The following is an 18176-nucleotide window of genomic DNA, read 5'->3' on the forward strand; positions in this document are numbered from 1 at the left end:
GGGTCGTGCGTCAGCCCTGGCGCTGCTTGTGGCGCAGGTTTTCGCAGATGACCATGACCCGGCCGTGACGGCGGATCACCTTGCACTTGTCGCAGATCTTCTTGACGCTCGGCTTGACCTTCATGGGATGTGAGGTTCTCCGGGTCAGTGCCAATCACCCCGTGAGACACGGGGCGCGGGCAAGATCTACTTGTACCGGTAGACGATCCGGCCACGCGTCAGGTCGTACGGAGACAGCTCCACGACGACCCGGTCATCCGGGAGGATGCGGATGTAGTGCATACGCATCTTGCCGCTGATGTGCGCTAGGACTTTGTGACCGTTCTGAAGTTCCACCTTGAACATTGCGTTCGGGAGGGACTCGATCACGGTGCCCTCGATTTCGATGGCACCTTGCTTCTTGGCCACGCTTCGCCCTTCGAATCGGCTACCTTGATCGACTCACGCATCCGTATGCAGGCATACGGGTACACGCGAGCCGACGAGTCAGTCTACGTCAGGCACCCGGAAAAGACGAATCCGGGGAGTTTGCCCAACTGTCAAGATCGTTAAGCTGTTCGGTCCAGGCGGCTGTCGGGCTCAGGCGAGCGGGTCCGGCGCGGCGGTCACGCCGTACTCCGCCAGCTTCGCCTTGCCGCCGTCGACGGCGGTCAGGACCAACGGCCCCTCCTCCGTCAGCGCCACGGAGTGCTCCCAGTGCGAGGACCAGGTGCCGTCGGTGGTGACGACGGTCCAGTTGTCCTCCAGGACATCCGTGCGCGCCGTACCGAGGCTCACCATCGGCTCGATCGCCAGGCAGAAGCCGGGGACCAGCTTCGGGCCCTTGCCGCGCTTGCGCGTGACGTAGTTCAGCAGGTGCGGGTCCATGTGCATCTCGGAGCCGATGCCGTGGCCGCCGTAGTCCTCGATGATCCCGTACTTGCCCGTCGCCGGACGGGGCTGGCGGCGGATGTACGACTCGATCGCCTTGGAGATGTCGACCAGCCGGTTGCCCAGCTTCATCGCGGCCAGGCCGGCCCACATCGACTCCTCGGTCACCCGGGAGAGCTCGATCAGCTCGGGCGCGTGACCCGTACCGACGAAGGCGGTGTACGCCGCGTCCCCGTGCCAGCCGTCGACGATCGCGCCGGCGTCGATCGAGATGATGTCGCCGTCCTTGAGGACCGTCTTCTCGTCCGGGATGCCGTGGACGACGACCTCGTTGACCGAGGTGCAGATGGTCGCGGGGAAACCGCCGTACCCGAGGAAGTTCGACTTCGCGCCGTGCTCGGCGAGCACCTTGCGGGAGACCTCGTCCAGGTCCCGGGTGGTGGCGCCCGGCACGGCCGCCTCGCGCGTGGCCGCGTGGACGGCGGCGACGACCAGCCCCGCCTCGCGCATCTTCGCGATCTGCTCGGGGGTCTTGATCTCCACCATGCGTGTGCCTTCCGCCTTCGCTGTCATTACGCGGTAACCGCTTGTCCTACGTGCCCAACAGTACGGCCGCGGTGCCTCTCGGACACCGCGGCCGCAACCGTTGTACTGCTCGCTCGCTCAGCCCTCGTCGGAGGACTTCTTCAGGGCTTCCATCGCGCGCTTGGTCACTTCGTCGACCTTGCCCAGCGCGGAGATGGTGACCACCAGGCCCTGAGCCTTGTAGTGGTCGATGATCGGCTCGGTCTCGCTGTGGTAGACCTCCAGCCGGCGCCGCACCGTTTCCTCGGTGTCGTCACCGCGCTGGTAGAGCTCGCCGCCGCAGACATCACAGACGCCGTCTTCCTTGGGCGGGCTGTACGTCACGTGGAAGACGTGGCTCGAGTCGTTGCGGCAGGTACGACGGCCCGCGATCCGCTTCACGACCTCGTCCTCGGGGACTTCCAGGTCCAGCACGCCGTCGAGCTGCTGGCCCTCGGCCTTCAGCGACGCGTCGAGCGCCACGGCCTGCGAGACGTTCCGCGGGAAGCCGTCCAGCAGGAAACCGCCCTCGGCGTCGGCCTGGGCCATGCGGTCCTTGGCCATCCCGATGGTGACCTCGTCCGGTACCAGGTTGCCGGCGTCCATGAACGCCTTCGCCTGCTTGCCAAGGTCGGTGCCCTGGCTGATGTTGGCTCGGAAGAGGTCGCCCGTTGAGATGTGCGGGATCGACAGGTTCTTGGCAAGGAACGCGGCCTGCGTTCCCTTGCCGGCACCGGGCGGCCCGACGAGGACGATTCGCATCAGCGGAGGAACCCTTCGTAATTGCGCTGCTGGAGCTGGCTCTCGATCTGCTTCACGGTCTCCAGACCCACACCCACGATGATGAGGATGCTTGTTCCACCGAAGGGGAAGTCCGCGTTCGCGCCGAAGCCCGCCAACGCCATTGTCGGCACAAGAGCGATCAGACCCAGATACAGCGAGCCCGGCCACGTGATCCGGTTGAGCACGTAGCTCAGGTACTCGGCGGTAGGCCGACCTGCCCGGATACCCGGGATGAAGCCACCATACTTCTTCATGTTGTCGGCGACTTCCTCGGGGTTGAACGAGATCGCCACATAGAAGAAGGCGAAGAACACGATCAACAAGAAGTACGTGGCGATGTAGATGGGCTCGCCATCCACGAAGTTCCCCTGAATCCACCTGCCCCAGCTGGAGTTTGCACCGCCACCGCTGAACTGGACGATCAGCATGGGGATGTAGAGCAGGGACGAGGCGAAGATGACCGGGATCACACCGGCCTGGTTCACCTTCAGGGGGATGTACGTGGACGTACCGCCGTAGGACTTGCGGCCGATCATGCGCTTCGCGTACTGCACGGGAATCCTGCGCTGCGCCTGCTCGACGAAGACCACGAGGCCGACCATGGCGAAGCCGACCAGGATCACGATGCCGAACTCGATCCAGCCGTCGGCGAGCTCGCCCTTCTTCTTGATGGCCCACAGGGCGCCCGGGAAGCCGGCGGCGATCGAGATGAACATCAGGATCGACATGCCGTTGCCGATGCCGCGGTCGGTGACGAGCTCACCGAGCCACATGACGGCCGCGGTGCCCGCGGTCATCGTGATCACCATCGTGATCGTGACGAAGATCGACTTGTCCGGGACGATCTGATCCGCTACCTGACAGCCCTGGAAGATGGCGCCGTTACGGGCGGTGGCCACCAGACCGGTGCCCTGGAGCACGGCCAGGGCGACCGTCAGGTACCGCGTGTACTGCGTGATCTTGGCGGTTCCGGACTGTCCCTCCTTCTTGAGGGCCTCCAGTCGCGGGATCACCACGGTCAGAAGCTGAAGGATGATGCTCGCCGTGATGTACGGCATGATGCCGAGCGCAAAGATCGTGATCTGCAACAGAGCGCCACCGCTGAACAGGTTGACGAGCCCGAAGAGCCCGCCCGTCTCTGCCGAGTCGACACAGATCTGCACGTTCTTGTAGTTGACGCCGGGAACCGGAACGTGGGCCCCGAGCCTGTACAGCACGATGATGCCCAGTGTGAAGAGCAGCTTCTTGCGCAGGTCGGGCGTCTTGAACGCCCGGGCGAACGCGGTGAGCACGGTGCCTCCTGCGACCCCCGCGCTACTGCGTCAGAGGTGACGGTATTGAGGATCGACGAATCCGACGAAAAACGAATACAAAGCTGTCAAAAGCCGTGCGGGCGTACCGCACGGAAGTTAACGGTGCACGCCACCATACCGGCGACCATGCCCCCCTAGGAACGACCAACCGGGGATGCCCCCTTTTGGGAGGCATCCCCGGTCGGTGTTCAAGCCATCGGGCTCGTCTCTCAGACGAGCTCGGTGACGGTGCCGCCAGCGGCAGCGATCTTCTCCTTGGCGGAGGCGGAAACGGCGTCAACCGTCACCGTCAGCGCCACGGAGACCTCGCCGGCGCCGAGCACCTTGACGAGCTGGTTCTTACGGACCGCACCCTTGGCGACCAGATCGGCCACCGTGACCTCTCCACCCTGCGGGTAGAGGTCGGCGAGCTTGTCCAGGTTCACGACCTGGTACTCGGTGCGGAACGGGTTCTTGAAGCCCTTGAGCTTCGGCAGACGCATGTGGAGGGGCATCTGCCCGCCCTCGAAGCGCTGCGGAACCTGGTAACGGGCCTTGGTGCCCTTGGTACCACGACCTGCGGTCTTACCCTTGGACGCCTCACCACGACCCACACGGGTCTTGGCGGTCTTGGCGCCCGGGGCGGGCCGGAGGTTGTGGACCTTCAGCGGGTTGTTCTCCGCCATGTCAGTCGACCTCCTCAACCGTCACGAGGTGGCGGACGGTGTGAACCATTCCGCGGAACTCGGGGCGGTCCTCCTTGACAACCACGTCGTTCAGGCGCTTGAGCCCGAGCGAACGCAGGGTGTCGCGGTGGTTCTGCTTGCTGCCGATGTACGACTTCGTCTGCGTGATCTGGAGACGGGCCATTACGCACCCGCTCCCGCACGCGCACGGAGCAGGGCCGCGGGGGCCACGTCCTCGAGGGGCAGACCACGGCGAGCCGCGATCTCCTCGGGACGCTGGAGACCCTTGAGGGCCGTCACAGTCGCGTGGACGATGTTGATGGGGTTCGACGAGCCGAGCGACTTCGACAGGATGTCGTGAACGCCGGCGCACTCGAGTACGGCACGCACCGGGCCACCGGCGATAACGCCGGTACCGGGGGAAGCCGGCTTGAGCAGGACGACGCCCGCAGCCTTCTCGCCCTGAATCGGGTGAGGGATGGTGCCCTGGATGCGCGGAACCTTGAAGAAGGACTTCTTGGCCTCTTCAACGCCCTTGGCGATGGCCGCGGGAACTTCCTTGGCCTTGCCGTATCCGACGCCTACAGTGCCGTCACCGTCGCCCACCACGACCAGCGCGGTGAAGCTGAAGCGGCGACCACCCTTGACAACCTTGGCGACACGGTTGATCGCGACAACGCGCTCAACGTAAGCGGTCTTCTCGGCGGCAGCGCCACCGTCGCGACCCTTCCGGTCCCGCCGCTCGCCGCCACCGGCACCGCTTCCGCGGCGCTGGGGTCCAGCCATTGGATTTACCTCTCTCTGTTACGTCCGTTAGTCCCGGAACCGGGGCTTAGAACTTCAGCCCGGCTTCGCGGGCGGCGTCAGCCAGAGCGGCAATGCGCCCGGCGTACCTGTTGCCACCACGGTCGAACACGACGGCCTCGACGCCGGCAGCCTTGGCACGCTCGGCGACAAGCGCGCCGACCTGCTGGGCCTGGGCGCTCTTGTCGGCCTCGCCACCGCGGATCGAAGCGTCCAAGGTCGACGCCGACGCGAGCGTGTGGCCCGCGATGTCGTCGATGACCTGAGCAACGATGTTGCGGTTGGAGCGCGTCACGACCAGGCGAGGACGCTCCGGCGTACCGGAGACGTGCTTGCGGACGCGGATGTGGCGGCGCTTGATGGCAGCGCGCTTGTACGCGTCACCCTTGGCGATCTTTACACCGTATGCCATGGCTTACTTACCCGCCTTTCCAACCTTGCGGCGGATAACCTCGCCGGCGTACTTGACGCCCTTGGCCTTGTACGGGTCGGGCTTCCGCAGCTTGCGGATGTTAGCGGCGACCTCGCCGACCTTCTGCTTGTCGATGCCCTCGACGCTGAGCTTCGTGGGCGACTCGACCTTGAAGGTGATGCCCTCGGGGGCCTCAACGACGATCGGGTGGCTGTAGCCCAGGGCGAACTCCAGGTTGGAGCCCTTCGCCTGGACGCGGTAACCGACACCGCTGATCTCGAGCGCCTTCGTGTAACCCGTGGTCACGCCGGTGATCATGTTCGCCACCAGCGTGCGGGACAGGCCGTGAAGGGCCTTGTTCTGACGCTCGTCGTTCGGGCGGGTGACGCTGAGCACGCCGTCCTCACCCTTGGTGACCTCGATCGGCGCGGCGACGGTGTGCGAGAGGGAACCCTTGGGGCCCTTCACCGCGACCGTGCGGCCATCGATGGTGACGTCCACACCGGCGGGAACCTGGATGGGGAGCTTGCCGATTCGCGACATTAGCTTTTCCTCCGTTCCCGACTACCAGACGTAGGCGAGGACTTCCCCACCTACGCCCTTCTTGCCTGCCTGCTGGCCGGTCAGGAGACCGTGGGACGTGGAGATGATCGCCACGCCCAGGCCGCCGAGAACCTTCGGCAGGTTGGTGGACTTCGCGTACACACGCAGACCCGGCTTCGAGATCCGCTTGATGCCCGCAATGGAGCGCTCACGGTTCGGGCCGAACTTCAGCTCGAGAACGAGGGACTTGCCGACTTCGGCGTCCTCGACCTTCCAGCCGGTGATGAAGCCCTCCTGCTGGAGGATCTCCGCGATGTGCGACTTGATCTTGCTGTGCGGCATAGCCACGGTGTCGTGGTACGCCGAGTTCGCGTTACGCAGACGAGTCAGCATGTCCGCGATCGGATCAGTCATGGTCATGAATTGGCCTTCGGCCTCTCTCGCCGGGGTTTCCTGTATGCGCCATCCCTCTCCCCACTCAGTGGCGGGACGGGTGCGGTGCGGGGACCTACGGCGTAGTAAGTCGGTCAGGGCGGCAGGCGCCCAACCCCGCAAGCCTACGGCATGCGGTGTCGGGCTCCTGCCGACCAGATACTTACCGAGAGCTTCTGGAAATCCGCACGCCCGAAGGGCAGTACGGGACTACCAGGAGCTCTTGGTCACGCCCGGCAGCTCGCCACGGTGAGCCATCTCACGAAGGCACACGCGGCACAGGCCGAACTTGCGGTAGACGGAGTGCGGCCGGCCGCAGCGCTGGCAACGCGTGTACGCGCGCACAGCGAACTTCGGCTTGCGGGCCGCCTTAGCGATCAGGGCCTTCTTCGCCACGGTCAGTTCTCCTTGAACGGGAAGCCGAGGTGACGAAGGAGGGCACGACCCTCGTCGTCGTTGGTCGCCGTGGTGACCACGGTGATGTCCATGCCCCGGACCCGGTCGATCTTGTCCTGGTCGATCTCGTGGAACATGACCTGCTCCGTGAGACCGAAGGTGTAGTTGCCACGGCCGTCGAACTGCTTCGGCGACAGACCACGGAAGTCACGGATACGCGGCAGCGCGAGCGACAGCGTACGGTCCAGGAACTCCCACATGCGGTCACCGCGGAGGGTGACGTGGCAGCCGATCGGCTGACCCTCGCGCAGCTTGAACTGCGCGATGGACTTCCGGGCCTTGGTGACGGCCGGCTTCTGGCCGGTGATCGTGGTGAGGTCGCGAATCGCGCCATCGATCAGCTTGGAGTCGCGGGCGGCGTCGCCCACACCCATGTTGACCACGATCTTGACGAGACCGGGGATCTGCATGACGTTCTCGTAGGAGAACTCTTCACGCAGCTTGCCCGCGATCTCCTCGCGGTAGCGCAGCTTCAGACGCGGCGCGGTGGTGGTAGTCATCAGATGTCCTCACCGGTGCGCTTGGCAACGCGGATCTTGTTGCCCTCGTCGTCAAAGCGGTAGCCGACGCGAGTAACGACCTTCTTGCCGTCCTTCTCCACGACCAGCTGAACGTTGCTGACGTGGATCAGGGCCTCGGTCGTCACAATGCCACCGGTCTGCGAACCGCGAGCGGTCTGACCGGCCTTCGTGTGCTTCTTGACCCGGTTGACACCCTCGACCAGGACGCGGTTCTCGCGGGGAACGGCCAGAATGACCTTGCCCTGCTTGCCCTTGTCCTTACCGGTGATGACCTGAACCAGGTCGCCCTTCTTGATCTTCATGCTTACAGCACCTCCGGCGCGAGCGAGATGATCTTCATGAACTTCTTCTCGCGCAGCTCACGGCCCACCGGGCCGAAGATACGGGTGCCACGAGGGTCGCCGTCGTTCTTGAGAATGACAGCGGCGTTCTCGTCGAAGCGGATGTACGAGCCGTCCTGGCGGCGGCGCTCCTTGACGGTGCGAACGATGACCGCCTTGACGACGTCACCCTTCTTCACGTTGCCGCCGGGGATCGCGTCCTTGACGGTGGCGACGATGACGTCGCCGATGCCCGCGTAGCGGCGACCCGAGCCACCGAGAACACGGATGGTGAGAATTTCCTTCGCACCCGTGTTGTCGGCGACACGCAGTCGCGACTCCTGCTGGATCACGTCTATCTCCTGATCGTCTGCCGGTTCCCGGCAGGGGCACCGGAGTGCCCCTGCCGAGCCTGGCGGAACTGCCCTGAGGGAAACCCCTCAGGGATTGTTACTTGGCCTTCTCGAGGATCTCGACGATGCGCCAGCGCTTGCTCGCCGACAGCGGACGCGTCTCCATGATGAGGACGCGGTCGCCGACGCCGGCAGCGTTCTGCTCGTCGTGAGCCTTGAGCTTGTTCGTACGGCGGATGACCTTGCCGTACAGGGCGTGCTTGACGCGATCCTCGACAGCGACGACGACGGTCTTGTCCATCTTGTCGCTGACGACGAGACCCTCGCGGGTCTTGCGGAAGCCGCGGTCGGTGTTGGTCTCAGTCACAGTCTTCTCGCTCATCAGGCGCTCTCCACCGTCTCGATGCCCAGCTCGCGCTCACGCATCAGGGTGTAGATCCGGGCGATGTCCTTACGGACGGACTTGAGCCGGCCGTGGTTCTCGAGCTGTCCGGTCGCCGCCTGGAAGCGGAGATTGAACAGTTCTTCCTTGGCCTCACGCAGCTTCGCGACGAGGTCCTCGTCGTTGAGCTCGCGCAGCTCGGTCGCCTTGGTACCGGCCGCCATCACGACTCACCTGCCTCGCGCCGAACAATCCGGCACTTCATCGGAAGCTTGTGAGCAGCGCGGGTGAGCGCCTCACGAGCAATCTTCTCGTTCGGGTAGGACAGCTCGAACATGACCCGGCCCGGGTGCACGTTCGCGATCCACCACTCGGGAGAACCCTTACCGGAACCCATGCGGGTCTCGGCAGGCTTCTTCGTCAGCGGGCGGTCCGGGTAGATGTTGATCCAGACCTTGCCGCCACGCTTGATGTGGCGGGTCATCGCGATACGAGCAGCCTCGATCTGGCGGTTCGTCACGTAGGCCGGGGTCAGCGCCTGGATGCCGTACTCGCCGAATGCGACCTCAGTGCCACCCTTCGCCATACCACGGCGCTTGGGGTGGTGCTGCTTGCGGTGCTTGACCCTACGAGGGATCAGCATTTCGGTCAGGCCTCCGTTCCGGTGCTCTCAGCCGGAGCAGCGGCGGCGGGAGCGTCGGCCTTGGGGGCCTCTGCTGCCGGTGCGCCCTGCTGCGGCTTGCGGCCGCGGCCGCCACGCTCGCCACCACGTCCGCCACGGCCACCGGCCGGACGGTCGGCCGCGCCGCCACCACGGGCCGGGCGGTTACCCGCACGGGCCGCGGCGTTCTCGGCACGGACCTCGGCGATGTTCTTGACGTCGCCCTTGTAGATCCAGACCTTCACGCCGATACGGCCGAAGGTGGTCTTGGCCTCGAAGAAGCCGTAGTCCACGTTCGCGCGCAGCGTGTGCAGCGGCACACGACCCTCGCGGTAGAACTCGGACCGGGACATCTCGGCGCCGCCGAGACGGCCACCACACTGGATCTTGATGCCCTTGGCGCCGGCCTTCATCGTGCCCTGCATGCTCTTACGCATGGCGCGACGGAAGGAGACGCGGGAGGAGAGCTGCTCGGCAACGGCCTGGGCAACCAGCTGAGCGTCCATCTCAGGGTTCTTGACCTCGAGGATGTTCAGCTGGACCTGCTTGCCCGTGAGCTTCTCGAGGTCACCGCGGATGCGGTCGGCCTCGGCGCCACGGCGGCCGATGACGATGCCCGGACGAGCGGTGTGGATGTCCACACGCACGCGGTCACGGGTGCGCTCGATCTCAACCTTCGAGATGCCGGCGCGCTCCATGCCGGACGTCATCATCCGACGGATGGCGACGTCTTCCTTGACGTAGTCCTTGTACAGCTTGTCGGCGTACCAACGGGACTTGAAGTCCGTGGTGATGCCGAGCCGGAACCCGTGCGGGTTTACCTTCTGGCCCATTACCGGGAACCTTCCTTGCTGCTGACGACCACGGTGATGTGGCTGGTCCGCTTGCGGATCCGGTAGGCACGGCCCTGAGCACGCGGACGGAACCGCTTCAGGGTCGGGCCCTCGTCGACGTACGCCTCGCTGATGACCAGCGAGGAGGCGTCCGTGTGGTCGTAGTTGTGCGCAGCGTTGGCAATGGCGCTGTCAAGCACCTTGCCTACCGGCACGCTCGCGGCCTGCGCGGCGAAACGCAGGACCGCCTGAGCCTCCGTGGCATCCATGCCACGGATAAGGTCCACCACGCGGCGGGCCTTCATGGGCGTGACGCGGATGTACCGCGCCTGGGCCCTGGCTTCCATGGTTGTCCCTTCGGTGTCGTTCATAGTCATCGCACCCCGCCTTAGCGGCGCTTCGACTTGCGGTCGTCCTTGACGTGGCCGCGGAAGGTGCGGGTCGGCGCAAACTCGCCGAGCTTGTGGCCGACCATCGACTCGGTGACGAACACCGGGACGTGAATCTTGCCGTTGTGCACCGCGATGGTGTGACCCAGCATGCTGGGAATGATCATCGAGCGCCGGGACCAGGTCTTGATGACGTTCTTGGTGCCTGCCTCGTTCTGTACGTCCACCTTCTTGATGAGGTGTCCGTCGACGAAGGGCCCCTTCTTGAGACTACGCGGCATCTAAACCCGCTCCTAGCGCTTCTTGTTCGACTTGCGGCGGCGGACGATGTACTTGCTCGATGCCTTCTTCGGCGAGCGAGTACGACCCTCCTTCTGACCCCACGGGCTGACCGGGTGGCGACCACCGGAGGTCTTGCCCTCACCACCACCGTGCGGGTGGTCGACGGGGTTCATCGCGACACCACGAACGGTCGGGCGGACGCCCTTCCAGCGCATGCGGCCGGCCTTGCCCCAGTTGATGTTCGACTGCTCGGCGTTGCCGACCTCGCCAATCGTGGCGCGGCAGCGGGCGTCGACCAGGCGGATCTCACCGGAAGGCATACGAAGGTGGGCCATCGTGCCCTCCTTCGCCAGCAGCTGCACGGAGGCACCCGCGGAACGGGCGAACTTCGCGCCGCCGCCGGGCCGAAGCTCGATGGCGTGGATGGTCGTACCGACCGGGATGTTGCGCAGCGCCAGGTTGTTGCCGGGCTTGATGTCGGCGCCAGGGCCGTTCTCAATCCGGTCACCCTGCGTGAGCCCACGCGGTGCGATGATGTAGCGCTTCTCGCCGTCTGCGTAGTGCAGGAGCGCGATGCGCGCGGTGCGGTTCGGGTCGTACTCGATGTGCGCGACCTTCGCCGGCACGCCGTCCTTGTCGTGACGACGGAAGTCGATCACTCGGTAGGCGCGCTTGTGTCCGCCACCCTGGTGGCGAACGGTGATCCGACCGGCGTTGTTACGGCCGCCCTTGCTGTGCAGGGGGCGGACCAGCGACTTCTCCGGCGTGGACCGCGTGATCTCGACAAAGTCGGCTACGGAGGAGCCACGGCGGCCCGGCGTAGTCGGCTTGTACTTGCGGATTCCCATTTCTCAGTCCTCGTCCGATTCCGGACGACTCGACCTCCGTCAGGAGGTCGGGCCGCCGAAGATGTCGATACGGTCGCCCTCGGCGAGGGTCACGATGGCGCGCTTGGTGTCGGCGCGCTTGCCGAAGCCGGTCTTGGTCCGCTTGCGCTTACCCTGCCGGTTGATCGTGTTGACCCCGGTGACCTTGACCCCGAAGACCGCCTGAACGGCCTGCTTGATCTGCGTCTTGTTGGAGCCGGGCGCGACGATGAACGTGTACTTGTTCTCGTCGAGCAGCGCGTAGCTCTTCTCGGAAACAACCGGCTTGACGAGGACGTCGCGCGGGTCCGTGAAGGTCTTGCTGGTTACGGTCGTCTCAGCCATCAGACGTCGCTCCCTTCGGTCTCATCGGCCTTGGGGCCAGACACGAAAGACTCGAAAGCGGCCTTGGTGAAGACCACGTCGTCAGAGACGAGCACGTCGTACGTGTTGAGCTGGCCCGGCTCCAGGAGGTGCACCTGGGGCAGGTTGCGGGCGGACAGCCACGCGGCCTCGTCCGAACGCTCGGCGACCAGGAGCACGTGCTTGCGCTCGCTGACCTTGCCCAGCAGGTTCTTCGCGGCCTTCGTGGAAACCGCACCCTCGACCACGTCGGAGACGACGTGGATGCGAGCGTTGCGGGCCCGGTCGGTGAGGGCGCCACGCAGAGCGGCGGCCTTCATCTTCTTGGGCGTGCGCTGCGAGTAGTCACGCGGCTGCGGGCCGTGGACGACGCCACCGCCGGCGAACTGCGGGGCGCGGGTCGAACCCTGACGGGCGCGGCCGGTGCCCTTCTGGCGGTACGGCTTCTTGCCGCCACCACGGACTTCGCCGCGACGCTTGGTCTTGTGCGTGCCCTGACGGGCAGCGGCCAGCTGTGCGACAACGACCTGGTGGATCAGCGGGATGCTGACCTTGGCGTCGAAGATCTCCGCGGGGAGTTCGACGGTCCCGGCCTTGTCGCCTGCCGGCGTAAGGATGTCAATGGTGCTCATCGGTTCCTCAAACCCCCTTGGCCGCGGTGCGGACCAGGACGAGGCCACCGTTGGGGCCGGGGACGGCGCCCTTGATGAGCAGCAGACCCTTCTCGGCGTCAACGGCGTGGACGGTCAGGTTCTGGGTGGTGACCCGCTCGTTGCCCATACGACCCGCCATGCGCATGCCCTTGAAGACACGGCCGGGAGTGGCACAGCCACCGATGGAACCAGGCTTGCGGTGCACGCGGTGGGCACCGTGCGAAGCCTTGCCACCGGCGAAGTTGTGACGCTTCATGACACCGGCGAAGCCCTTGCCCTTGCTCTTGCCCGTGACGTCAACCTTGACGCCGGACTCGAACACCTCGGCAGTGATCTCCTGGCCGAGCGTGTACTCGCTGGCGTCGGAGGTACGGAGCTCCACCAGGTGGCGGCGCGGGGTCACGTCGGCCTTGGCGAAGTGGCCCTTGAGGGGCTTGTTCACCTTGCGAGGGTCGATCTCGCCGAAGGCGATCTGGACCGACTCGTAGCCGTCGGTGTCGTTCGTGCGGACCTGGGTCACGACATTCGGCCCGGCCTTGACGACGGTCACCGGGACAACCCGGTTGTTCTCGTCCCAGACCTGGGTCATGCCGAGCTTCTCGCCCAGGATTCCCTTAATCTGCTTAGCCATCTCCGCGCCCCTCAGAGCTTGATCTCGATGTCAACGCCGGCCGGAAGGTCCAGGCGCATCAGCGAGTCAACGGTCTTGGGAGTGGGGTCGAGGATGTCGATGAGGCGCTTGTGCGTGCGCATCTCGAAGTGCTCGCGAGAATCCTTGTACTTGTGCGGCGACTTGATGACGCAGTACACGTTCTTCTCTGTGGGCAGCGGCACCGGGCCTGCGACCGACGCACCAGTGCGAGTCACCGTCTCGACGATCTTCTTCGCCGAAGAGTCGATGACCTCGTGGTCGTAGGCCTTGAGCCGGATGCGGATCTTCTGTCCCGCCATGGCTACCTAGTAGTCCTGTTCTCTCGAAACGCTCTGGGACCCGGGGGCTGCCTGTGTCAGCACGGTTCTTCTCCGACCCACGCGGTCGGGCGTGTCGCATCCTCGCCAGTAAGAAATCCCGAAGGTTTTCCCTGAAGCAGGGGATGCGGTCCGTGACCGCGGGCCGGGGGAAAACACCCACCGGGTGCCTGGTATCAGCCCCGCTGACGCTTCCCGAAAGATTCCCGTACGTCCGCCCCAGCGCTGCCCGGAGGGGCAGTTGGGACGACGAGTACTGTGGGACTCGCTTCCGGTCCTCCCGACGGGAGGCGCGCAGCATCGGCACTCAACCGAGCAACCCCGACAGTCTGCCATACGGGGCACAGCCCGCGCCAATCGGGCGCAAGAGATTACCCCGTAGGTGACGAACGTCAAACCCAGGGCTACGCCCGGGCGCGCCGTAGGCCCTGCCGCACCGCGTCCGGTCAGCGGCGGCCGGCGCGACGGCGACGCCCGGCGACGACGAGGCCGACGGTCAGCACGGCGGCGGCCGTCAGTCCCACGCCGAGCGCGGTCTCGGCGGTGCTGCTGCCGCTTTCCATGGTCCCGCCCGCGCCACCCCTCACTCCGAGACTCGGGGACACGGTGGGCTGAACGGGTGCGGCGGTGGTGGCCGGCGCGGTGGCGGTCGTGGCCGGAGTCGCCGGCGTCACCGCGGCCGTGGCCGTGGCGGCCGGTGTCGTGGGCGACGCCGGGGCCGTGGCCGTCGTCGTGGTGGTGACGGTGACCGCCGGCCGGGGCACGGCCGTCGCCGTGCCGACCTCACCCCTGCTGGGCAGCGCCTCGCACGCGATCCGGTCGTCGTCCCCCGGGTCCTCGTCGAGCCGGTGCGGGTCCGTGGGGTCCCGGTCGAACTCCGCCTGCGCCTCCTCCTGGAAGGCGAAGTCGCTGCAGTCGAGATCGGGCTGCGCGTACGAGACGCCGGACAGCGGTACGGAGGCGGCGGCAGCCAGTACCAGGGCCGCGGCGGCAGTACGAAGGTTCATTTCTCGAACGTAAGCAGGGTGATCTTTCTCTGCCACTCGACCGCGACTGCTCCGAACGGGTCCGCCGCCCGGCGAACCGGGAACCTCCGCCGGGCAACCCGGAGCGCCCGACGGCCGTCTAGACCATCGCGGCCCGGCCTCGGGGGGCGGGCCGCGCCTCAGCGATCGACGGGATGTACGCGCGGCGCGGGAACGCCCGCTGCGGGGGAAGCGGACGGAGCGCGGCCTTGGCCAGCACGAACGAAGGCGGCCGCGCGCCCGCGCGCCCGGGAGAGGGCGGACCCCGGTCCGGCCCGGACAGACGCGCGCTGATCACCTCGGCAGCCGCCGCGGCCGCCGGACTCGCCGTCAGCTCCTGCTCCGTGCCCGCCCCGCGCCGCACCGGCCCGGCGCCCGATCCGCTGCCCGGCAAGCCGATATCCCGCCCCCGCCGCGCGCTGCTTCTCCAGATACTCGCCCACCCGGACGACGACCTGTACTTCATGAACCCGGACACCCAGCAGACGCTGGACTCCGGCGTCCCGCTGGTGTGCGTGTACGTCACCGCGGGCGAGGCCAATGGCGTCAACCGCGTACCCGGCGCGGGGCCGCAGCCCGCGGACCGTACGGCGTACTCCTCCGCGCGCCATCAGGGACTGCGTCAGGCGTACGCCGTCCTCCTGGGCCTCCCCCGCTTCACCGGGTGGCAGAGGTCCGTCACCACCCTGCGCGGCGACCGGAAGGCCGAGCTGAACACGCTCGTGAACGGTGACCGCCGGGTCGAGCTCGTCTTCCTCAACCTGGCCATGCACACCACCCGGGGCCGGACGGGCCTGCCCAGCCTGTGGGAAGCGCGCGGCCTCTCGCTGCGCACCGTCGTGGCCGACGGCTCGCCGCTGGAGAAGCCCGGCTCGTACGACCACGACGGGCTCGTCGACGTACTGGCGGGGCTGATGGAGCGGTACCTGCCCACCGTCGTGCAGACCCTCGACCCGGACCCCGACATCCAGCACAGCGACGAGGCGACCCGGCGCCGCGACAGCGAGCAGCCGGGATACTCCGACCACGCCGACCACACGGCGGCCGCCTCCTTCGCGTGGGCCGCGATGATCCGGCGGGTCGCCGAGGCGACGGAGGGCGGCGGGGAGGTGCCGGGGTTCGTCGCCACGTCGTACCGGGGCTACTACAACCGGCACTGGCCGAAGAACCTGCCGGAGCCCGTCCTGAGGAAGAAGGCGTCGCACCTCGTCCCGTACGGCGGGTCGCCCGACTGGGAGTGCGGGAACGCGGCGGGCTGCGGCGACTACAACGTCGGCGGCGACCGCCCGCTCACCAACCGCAAGGGCTGGGTCCGCTCCACGCACTACCGCTATCCCGGCGCCCGCCCCATCGTCGCCACCGGCCCGGGCGGAAGGCTGACGGCGTACGGCGTGCTCGGCCTCCGGGTGGCGCGCTGGCGCGAGACGGCGCCCGGCAGCGGCGTGTGGGGCGCGCCGGACGACCTCGGCGGCGGACCGCTGGCACCGGCGCTCGGGGCGGCGGCACTGCCGGACGGCCGGCAGCTGCTCTTCGGACTGCGGTTCTCCTCGCTCGCGGGTCACGGCGCGGCGAACACGCGCGAGATCGTACTGCTGGAGGAACGCGCCCCCGGCGGCGAGTCCGGCGCCTGGACGGGTCTCGGCAATCCGGAGAAGCGCCACGAACGGGGCCGCCGCATCGGCTCGCCGGTCGCGGTGGCGGCGCCCGACGGCCGGGTCCATCTGTTCGTACGGAACGCGGACAAGGGCATCAGCACGCGGGTGCGCGGTACGGCAGGCCGGTGGGACGCCTGGCGTGACCTCGGCGGCGGCGAGATCCAGGACGGCCTGGCCACAGCGGTGGACGGGCACGGCCGGGTCCATGTCTTCGCCGCGGGCCACGAGACGGTGCACCACTGGACGCAGGACGCGCCGGGCCGGCCCGTGACGGCCCGCCCCGGTACCGGTCTGCCCACACCGGGCGGCTCCCCCACCGCCCTCACCGCCGCCGACGGCGGTATCGACCTGATCTACCGCCGCCCGGCCACGGCCCACCTGACGACGGCCCGGATCGGCGGCGCCCGCCCGGCGCGGGTGCGCTTCCACGGTTACGGCGCTGTGGGGGCCGCGACGGCACCGGCCGGCCCGGTCCTGCTGGGGCGGGACCGGGACGGCCGGGTCCAGCTGCTGGCGGAAGGCCGCCTGCTGCGCCGCGACGGCCTTCCGCCGTCCCTGGAGGGCGCCACCCTGCACCTCGGCCCCGGGGGCCGGGGCCCGGTGGTGGTGGGCATGGGAGCGGACGCGGCCCCGTGGCTGTGGCGGCCGTAGCGGGCTCCTTCACCGGGTGGCGAGTCCGCCACTCGTGACCAACGAGAGAAGGGCCCCGGCACCCGTCGCGAACGACGGGGCCGGGGCCCTTCTTGGTGCTCGTGCAGGAGCAACCAGGTCAAGCCACCGAATTACTTGGTGATCTTGGTGACCTGGCCGGCGCCGACGGTCCGGCCACCCTCACGGATGGCGAACTTGAGGCCCTCCTCCATGGCGACCGGCTGGATCAGCGCGACCGTCATGATGGTGTTGTCGCCCGGCATGACCATCTCGGTGCCCTCGGGGAGGGTAACGACGCCGGTCACGTCAGTCGTACGGAAGTAGAACTGCGGGCGGTAGTTGTTGAAGAAGGGGGTGTGACGGCCACCCTCGTCCTTCGACAGGATGTAGGCCTGGGCCTCGAACTCGGTGTGCGGCGTGACCGAACCGGGCTTGATGATGACCTGGCCGCGCTCGACGTCCTCGCGCTTGATGCCACGGAGGAGCAGACCGACGTTCTCACCGGCCTGGCCCTCGTCGAGCAGCTTGCGGAACATCTCGATGCCGGTGACCGTGGTGGTGGTCTTCTCTTCCTTGATACCGACGATGTCGACGGTCTCGTTGACCTTGAGCACACCACGCTCGATACGACCGGTGACGACGGTGCCACGACCGGTGATCGTGAAGACGTCCTCGATCGGCATCAGGAACGGCTTGTCGACGTCGCGCTCGGGCTGCGGGATCGACTCGTCGACGGCCTTCATCAGGTCGAGGACGGTCTGGCCCCACTCCTTGTCGCCCTCGAGCGCCTTGAGCGCCGAGACCTTGACGACCGGGAGGTCGTCGCCCGGGAACTCGTACTCGGAGAGGAGCTCACGGACCTCGAGCTCGACGAGCTCCAGGATCTCCTCGTCGTCCACCATGTCGGCCTTGTTCAGGGCGACAACGATGTACGGCACGCCTACCTGGCGGGCCAGGAGCACGTGCTCCTTGGTCTGCGGCATCGGGCCGTCGGTGGCGGCGACCACGAGGATGGCGCCGTCCATCTGCGCCGCACCCGTGATCATGTTCTTGATGTAGTCCGCGTGACCGGGGCAGTCGACGTGCGCGTAGTGACGCGACTCCGTCTGGTACTCGACGTGCGCGATCGAGATCGTGATACCGCGCTGGCGCTCCTCAGGAGCCTTGTCGATCTGGTCGAAGGCCGAGGCCTCGTTCAGGTCCGGGTACGCGTCATGCAGCACCTTGGTAATCGCCGCGGTCAGCGTCGTCTTACCGTGGTCAATGTGACCGATGGTGCCGATGTTGACGTGCGGCTTAGTCCGCTCGAACTTCGCCTTCGCCACTGGGTCCTCCTGGAGTGGTTCTGTACGCCTTGCTTCATCGGCGCCAGGTGATCTTTGCTGGGATGCCGACCGCCGGGGGTTTCCCA

The 18176-nt window shown here is 67.0% G+C and carries 29 protein-coding genes; 1 reads left to right on the top strand and 28 read right to left on the bottom strand.

Annotated features, from left to right (window positions below; all coding sequences use genetic code 11):
• Positions 1–10: 10 nt before the first annotated feature.
• The 27 genes from rpmJ to AS594_RS45410 all read right to left on the bottom strand — a co-directional run bounded on the left by rpmJ (position 11) and on the right by AS594_RS45410 (position 14441).
• Positions 11–124 (bottom strand): 50S ribosomal protein L36, encoded by a 114-nt coding sequence (rpmJ, locus tag AS594_RS14455; RefSeq protein ID WP_009740505.1) that lies wholly within the window; start codon positions 122–124, stop codon positions 11–13.
• A gap of 62 nt (positions 125–186) precedes the next feature.
• A complete protein-coding gene (gene infA / locus AS594_RS14460) occupies positions 187–408 on the bottom strand; it encodes a translation initiation factor IF-1 (protein WP_003956442.1) in 222 nt (73 codons plus the stop codon).
• 171 nt (positions 409–579) lie between these two features.
• On the bottom strand, positions 580–1416 hold the full coding sequence (map, locus tag AS594_RS14465; protein WP_069930517.1) for a type I methionyl aminopeptidase: 837 nt from the start codon (positions 1414–1416) through the stop codon (positions 580–582).
• 117 nt (positions 1417–1533) lie between these two features.
• Positions 1534–2196, bottom strand: coding sequence for an adenylate kinase (locus AS594_RS14470; protein ID WP_069927440.1), 663 nt, complete (start codon positions 2194–2196; stop codon positions 1534–1536).
• The gene (gene secY / locus AS594_RS14475; protein WP_069927441.1) at positions 2196–3509 is read right to left on the bottom strand and encodes a preprotein translocase subunit SecY; all 1314 of its coding nucleotides are present in this window, start codon (positions 3507–3509) and stop codon (positions 2196–2198) included. Before secY ends, AS594_RS14470 begins: the two co-directional genes overlap by 1 nt.
• 230 nt (positions 3510–3739) lie before the next feature.
• Complete coding sequence (gene rplO / locus AS594_RS14480; RefSeq protein ID WP_069927442.1) at positions 3740–4195, bottom strand: 50S ribosomal protein L15; 456 nt, start codon at positions 4193–4195, stop codon at positions 3740–3742.
• Between the two features lies 1 nt (position 4196).
• On the bottom strand, positions 4197–4379 hold the full coding sequence (rpmD, locus tag AS594_RS14485) for a 50S ribosomal protein L30 (RefSeq protein WP_028812361.1): 183 nt from the start codon (positions 4377–4379) through the stop codon (positions 4197–4199).
• Positions 4379–4981: a 30S ribosomal protein S5 gene (rpsE, locus tag AS594_RS14490; RefSeq protein ID WP_028812362.1), complete on the bottom strand. Its 603-nt coding sequence runs from the start codon at positions 4979–4981 to the stop codon at positions 4379–4381. The genes rpmD and rpsE overlap by 1 nt, the downstream gene beginning before the upstream one ends.
• 46 nt (positions 4982–5027) lie before the next feature.
• A complete protein-coding gene (gene rplR / locus AS594_RS14495) occupies positions 5028–5411 on the bottom strand; it encodes a 50S ribosomal protein L18 (protein ID WP_028812363.1) in 384 nt (127 codons plus the stop codon).
• 3 nt (positions 5412–5414) lie between these two features.
• Entirely contained in the window at positions 5415–5954 is a 540-nt protein-coding gene (rplF, locus tag AS594_RS14500; protein WP_069927443.1) for a 50S ribosomal protein L6, read from the bottom strand.
• 21 nt (positions 5955–5975) lie between these two features.
• A complete protein-coding gene (gene rpsH, locus AS594_RS14505; protein ID WP_028812365.1) occupies positions 5976–6374 on the bottom strand; it encodes a 30S ribosomal protein S8 in 399 nt (132 codons plus the stop codon).
• Between the two features lie 222 nt (positions 6375–6596).
• Positions 6597–6782, bottom strand: a complete 186-nt coding sequence (locus tag AS594_RS14510) for a type Z 30S ribosomal protein S14 (RefSeq protein WP_004571834.1) — start codon at positions 6780–6782, stop codon at positions 6597–6599.
• Between the two features lie 2 nt (positions 6783–6784).
• Entirely contained in the window at positions 6785–7342 is a 558-nt protein-coding gene (gene rplE / locus AS594_RS14515; protein WP_028812366.1) for a 50S ribosomal protein L5, read from the bottom strand.
• Positions 7342–7665, bottom strand: coding sequence for a 50S ribosomal protein L24 (rplX, locus tag AS594_RS14520; RefSeq protein WP_069927444.1), 324 nt, complete (start codon positions 7663–7665; stop codon positions 7342–7344). The genes rplE and rplX overlap by 1 nt, the downstream gene beginning before the upstream one ends.
• Before the next feature lie 2 nt (positions 7666–7667).
• Positions 7668–8036: a 50S ribosomal protein L14 gene (rplN, locus tag AS594_RS14525; protein WP_003966950.1), complete on the bottom strand. Its 369-nt coding sequence runs from the start codon at positions 8034–8036 to the stop codon at positions 7668–7670.
• A gap of 97 nt (positions 8037–8133) precedes the next feature.
• Entirely contained in the window at positions 8134–8418 is a 285-nt protein-coding gene (gene rpsQ, locus AS594_RS14530; RefSeq protein ID WP_014154586.1) for a 30S ribosomal protein S17, read from the bottom strand.
• Positions 8418–8642, bottom strand: coding sequence for a 50S ribosomal protein L29 (rpmC, locus tag AS594_RS14535; RefSeq protein ID WP_028812369.1), 225 nt, complete (start codon positions 8640–8642; stop codon positions 8418–8420). Before rpmC ends, rpsQ begins: the two co-directional genes overlap by 1 nt.
• Positions 8642–9061, bottom strand: coding sequence for a 50S ribosomal protein L16 (gene rplP / locus AS594_RS14540; RefSeq protein ID WP_028812370.1), 420 nt, complete (start codon positions 9059–9061; stop codon positions 8642–8644). The genes rpmC and rplP overlap by 1 nt, the downstream gene beginning before the upstream one ends.
• A gap of 5 nt (positions 9062–9066) precedes the next feature.
• Positions 9067–9912, bottom strand: coding sequence for a 30S ribosomal protein S3 (gene rpsC / locus AS594_RS14545; protein WP_028812371.1), 846 nt, complete (start codon positions 9910–9912; stop codon positions 9067–9069).
• Positions 9912–10259, bottom strand: coding sequence for a 50S ribosomal protein L22 (gene rplV, locus AS594_RS14550; protein WP_069927445.1), 348 nt, complete (start codon positions 10257–10259; stop codon positions 9912–9914). The genes rpsC and rplV overlap by 1 nt, the downstream gene beginning before the upstream one ends.
• Positions 10260–10300: 41 nt before the next feature.
• The gene (gene rpsS, locus AS594_RS14555; protein ID WP_028812373.1) at positions 10301–10582 is read right to left on the bottom strand and encodes a 30S ribosomal protein S19; all 282 of its coding nucleotides are present in this window, start codon (positions 10580–10582) and stop codon (positions 10301–10303) included.
• Between the two features lie 12 nt (positions 10583–10594).
• On the bottom strand, positions 10595–11431 hold the full coding sequence (rplB, locus tag AS594_RS14560) for a 50S ribosomal protein L2 (RefSeq protein ID WP_069927446.1): 837 nt from the start codon (positions 11429–11431) through the stop codon (positions 10595–10597).
• Between the two features lie 39 nt (positions 11432–11470).
• Positions 11471–11794: a 50S ribosomal protein L23 gene (gene rplW, locus AS594_RS14565; RefSeq protein WP_028812375.1), complete on the bottom strand. Its 324-nt coding sequence runs from the start codon at positions 11792–11794 to the stop codon at positions 11471–11473.
• Positions 11794–12444, bottom strand: a complete 651-nt coding sequence (gene rplD, locus AS594_RS14570; RefSeq protein ID WP_069927447.1) for a 50S ribosomal protein L4 — start codon at positions 12442–12444, stop codon at positions 11794–11796. Before rplD ends, rplW begins: the two co-directional genes overlap by 1 nt.
• A gap of 7 nt (positions 12445–12451) precedes the next feature.
• Positions 12452–13096, bottom strand: coding sequence for a 50S ribosomal protein L3 (gene rplC, locus AS594_RS14575; RefSeq protein ID WP_069927448.1), 645 nt, complete (start codon positions 13094–13096; stop codon positions 12452–12454).
• A gap of 11 nt (positions 13097–13107) precedes the next feature.
• On the bottom strand, positions 13108–13416 hold the full coding sequence (gene rpsJ, locus AS594_RS14580) for a 30S ribosomal protein S10 (protein WP_003948644.1): 309 nt from the start codon (positions 13414–13416) through the stop codon (positions 13108–13110).
• 464 nt (positions 13417–13880) lie between these two features.
• A complete protein-coding gene (locus tag AS594_RS45410) occupies positions 13881–14441 on the bottom strand; it encodes a hypothetical protein (protein WP_069927449.1) in 561 nt (186 codons plus the stop codon).
• Between the two features lie 308 nt (positions 14442–14749).
• On the opposite strand from AS594_RS45410, the gene AS594_RS14590 reads away from it, so the two are divergent.
• Entirely contained in the window at positions 14750–16765 is a 2016-nt protein-coding gene (locus tag AS594_RS14590; protein WP_240509258.1) for a PIG-L family deacetylase, read from the top strand.
• 131 nt (positions 16766–16896) lie between these two features.
• Here the strand turns inward: AS594_RS14590 and tuf are convergent, their stop codons facing one another.
• Positions 16897–18090, bottom strand: a complete 1194-nt coding sequence (gene tuf, locus AS594_RS14595; RefSeq protein ID WP_069927451.1) for an elongation factor Tu — start codon at positions 18088–18090, stop codon at positions 16897–16899.
• Between the last annotated feature and the right edge of the window lie 86 nt (positions 18091–18176).

It is taken from the genome of Streptomyces agglomeratus, assembly GCF_001746415.1.
Taxonomy (GTDB): domain Bacteria; phylum Actinomycetota; class Actinomycetes; order Streptomycetales; family Streptomycetaceae; genus Streptomyces; species Streptomyces agglomeratus.

Bases quoted from the DNA above. Each gene is read 5' to 3' on its own strand.
- rplV (WP_069927445.1), bottom strand. From the start codon at position 10,259: ATGGAAGCCAGGGCCCAGGCGCGGTACATCCGCGTCACGCCCATGAAG.
- rpsS (WP_028812373.1), bottom strand. From the start codon at position 10,582: ATGCCGCGTAGTCTCAAGAAGGGGCCCTTCGTCGACGGACACCTCATC.
- map (WP_069930517.1), bottom strand. From the start codon at position 1,416: ATGGTGGAGATCAAGACCCCCGAGCAGATCGCGAAGATGCGCGAGGCG.
- rpsE (WP_028812362.1), bottom strand. From the start codon at position 4,981: ATGGCTGGACCCCAGCGCCGCGGAAGCGGTGCCGGTGGCGGCGAGCGG.
- rplF (WP_069927443.1), bottom strand. From the start codon at position 5,954: ATGTCGCGAATCGGCAAGCTCCCCATCCAGGTTCCCGCCGGTGTGGAC.
- rplR (WP_028812363.1), bottom strand. From the start codon at position 5,411: ATGGCATACGGTGTAAAGATCGCCAAGGGTGACGCGTACAAGCGCGCT.
- rpsJ (WP_003948644.1), bottom strand. From the start codon at position 13,416: ATGGCGGGACAGAAGATCCGCATCCGGCTCAAGGCCTACGACCACGAG.
- rplO (WP_069927442.1), bottom strand. From the start codon at position 4,195: ATGGCGGAGAACAACCCGCTGAAGGTCCACAACCTCCGGCCCGCCCCG.
- AS594_RS14470 (WP_069927440.1), bottom strand. From the start codon at position 2,196: ATGCGAATCGTCCTCGTCGGGCCGCCCGGTGCCGGCAAGGGAACGCAG.
- rpmC (WP_028812369.1), bottom strand. From the start codon at position 8,642: ATGGCGGCCGGTACCAAGGCGACCGAGCTGCGCGAGCTCAACGACGAG.
- AS594_RS45410 (WP_069927449.1), bottom strand. From the start codon at position 14,441: ATGAACCTTCGTACTGCCGCCGCGGCCCTGGTACTGGCTGCCGCCGCC.
- rplB (WP_069927446.1), bottom strand. From the start codon at position 11,431: ATGGGAATCCGCAAGTACAAGCCGACTACGCCGGGCCGCCGTGGCTCC.
- rpsC (WP_028812371.1), bottom strand. From the start codon at position 9,912: ATGGGCCAGAAGGTAAACCCGCACGGGTTCCGGCTCGGCATCACCACG.
- rpsH (WP_028812365.1), bottom strand. From the start codon at position 6,374: ATGACCATGACTGATCCGATCGCGGACATGCTGACTCGTCTGCGTAAC.
- rpmJ (WP_009740505.1), bottom strand. From the start codon at position 124: ATGAAGGTCAAGCCGAGCGTCAAGAAGATCTGCGACAAGTGCAAGGTG.
- rplD (WP_069927447.1), bottom strand. From the start codon at position 12,444: ATGAGCACCATTGACATCCTTACGCCGGCAGGCGACAAGGCCGGGACC.
- rplC (WP_069927448.1), bottom strand. From the start codon at position 13,096: ATGGCTAAGCAGATTAAGGGAATCCTGGGCGAGAAGCTCGGCATGACC.
- rplE (WP_028812366.1), bottom strand. From the start codon at position 7,342: ATGACTACCACCACCGCGCCGCGTCTGAAGCTGCGCTACCGCGAGGAG.
- rplW (WP_028812375.1), bottom strand. From the start codon at position 11,794: ATGGCTGAGACGACCGTAACCAGCAAGACCTTCACGGACCCGCGCGAC.
- rplX (WP_069927444.1), bottom strand. From the start codon at position 7,665: ATGAAGATCAAGAAGGGCGACCTGGTTCAGGTCATCACCGGTAAGGAC.
- rpmD (WP_028812361.1), bottom strand. From the start codon at position 4,379: ATGGCCCGTCTCCAGATCACGCAGACGAAGTCGTACATCGGCAGCAAG.
- rplP (WP_028812370.1), bottom strand. From the start codon at position 9,061: ATGCTGATCCCTCGTAGGGTCAAGCACCGCAAGCAGCACCACCCCAAG.
- rpsQ (WP_014154586.1), bottom strand. From the start codon at position 8,418: ATGAGCGAGAAGACTGTGACTGAGACCAACACCGACCGCGGCTTCCGC.